Below are 1,746 nucleotides of genomic sequence, written 5' to 3'. Positions count from 1 at the left end.
AAAAAAACATTTATCACAGGCATTAACTCCTTGCAACTCCTATATCTCCTTTATTTTTTCTTATCCCTTATCCCGAATTGACGTAATTCACAATAACGTAACATTTCCTCAAAGCTAGTTTTCCTTGGCTTATTGTAATCAGCACGCTTGATAGAACGAGGCTGACTATAGTTTTTAATTGCACGACGTACTGTAGAAAATGAAACACTGAAAATCTCAGCGGTTTCTTTAATAAGTTTATTCCTATCTGGATGCTTTGCAGATAAATTAGCAAGTTGGTGATATAAAGTTACTATTATCTCAGTAGGAAGAGGCTTTTTTGCCATTCTATACAGCCTGTTTTAAAGAAGTATGTGAAATTTTGCTAATCCCCCTTTTTTAAGCCAGTGATGTAGGTTAGCTTCCGTACAACCATACCGCATTGCGATAAACTTTTGAGTCGCCCCATTAGCTAATAGAGCTTCAATTTCAGGACGATAAATATCTAGTTTGCTTTTACCTATTCCTTGTGGGCGACCTAAACTCATACCAGCTTCTTTACGTACTCGTAAAGCTTCAGTAGTACGTTTAGAAATCAAATCACGTTCTATCTCTGAAGCCATAGAAAATGCCATAGCAACAATTTTGCTTTGAATGGTATTATCTAATTGCCAGTTACCCTTAACAGCATAAATAGCAACACCTTTTGCAGTCGCTATTGATAAAATCTCCATACATTCAAGCATACTACGACCTAATCTTGATAATTCGCTAACAATAATTTTATCCCCATTCTTCATCTCATCTAAAATTATAGCAATCTTACGTTTACGCCAATTAATTTTACCTGAGATAATTTCCTCAACAAAAGAAACCCTACCTAAATTCCTTTCATTGGCTAAATATAAAATAGCTGCTTTATTTTTTTCAAGATCTTGGTCAATAGTTGATGCTCGTAAATATGCTATTGTTTTGCTCATAACACTAATTATTTTTTATGATTAAATCATACTTAAAAGAAAAGCGAATAATAAGTATATTATTATAATATTTCTTATAAAAATACCAATGATTTTATCTTAATTTATATTATAAAAATAATGACCGTTTTTATCTAATTATCTATTATATCACACCCCAAAAAATTAATGATAATGTCAAATGATAATGTTAAATAATGTGAGCCGAAGGAAAGTATAGAATCGTTTAATTTGAGCCAGATATTTTTGGTGGTCAATTAAAGTGAGCCAGATTGAATTTTTAAAGTCATTTAATTTGAGCCGATTTTTACAATGAAAGCAAGCCAATGTCATTTCGAAAGCGAGCCACTACACTTATCGCCTATTTTTATTACTACAATTATAATAACAAATCACATAAAATTATGCAATCACAATCTCGTGACGACATACCCTAGGTCAACGAAGCAACTGCGAGTTGTCACCCCTGCGAAAGCAGGGGTCTTAGATTCCTGCCTACGCGGAAATAACACAAGGGTAGCTGTGTCCATAGTACCCTACAATTTTTGTAATAAATACTCTGCAAAGGTATTGTATATGGGAGGTTGAAGTAGTATAAGAGTGTATTTTCTGACTATGCACAATATACTACTTCAGTCACTGATACTAAACTTTTCTTGGAAAAAATCAAGGCTAGAATGTCTTTCTGGAATGATTATGAGTCTAATTGAGAATTGCTCCGTTAGCGGTAAAAACATGGCACTTGGAATTAAGAGTGAAGCTAAACATAGCTCTAGAATTCAAAGAA

General features: G+C 33.2%; 2 protein-coding genes. Both read right to left on the bottom strand.

The window, feature by feature from the left end; translation table 11 throughout:
* Positions 1 to 50: 50 nt before the first annotated feature.
* Entirely contained in the window at positions 51 to 326 is a 276-nt protein-coding gene (locus RiCNE_RS06920) for a hypothetical protein (RefSeq protein WP_094649818.1), read from the bottom strand.
* Between the two features lie 15 nt (positions 327 to 341).
* Positions 342 to 959 carry a recombinase family protein gene (locus RiCNE_RS06915; RefSeq protein ID WP_094649817.1) on the bottom strand — a complete coding sequence of 206 codons (618 nt, stop codon included), beginning with the start codon at positions 957 to 959 and terminating at the stop codon, positions 342 to 344.
* Between the last annotated feature and the right edge of the window lie 787 nt (positions 960 to 1,746).

Origin of the sequence: Rickettsia endosymbiont of Culicoides newsteadi (assembly GCF_002259525.1) — a bacterium.
GTDB lineage: Bacteria > Pseudomonadota > Alphaproteobacteria > Rickettsiales > Rickettsiaceae > Tisiphia.
The sequence above is the reverse complement of the archived record's forward strand: the minus strand, read 5'-3'. Positions and strand labels throughout refer to the sequence as shown.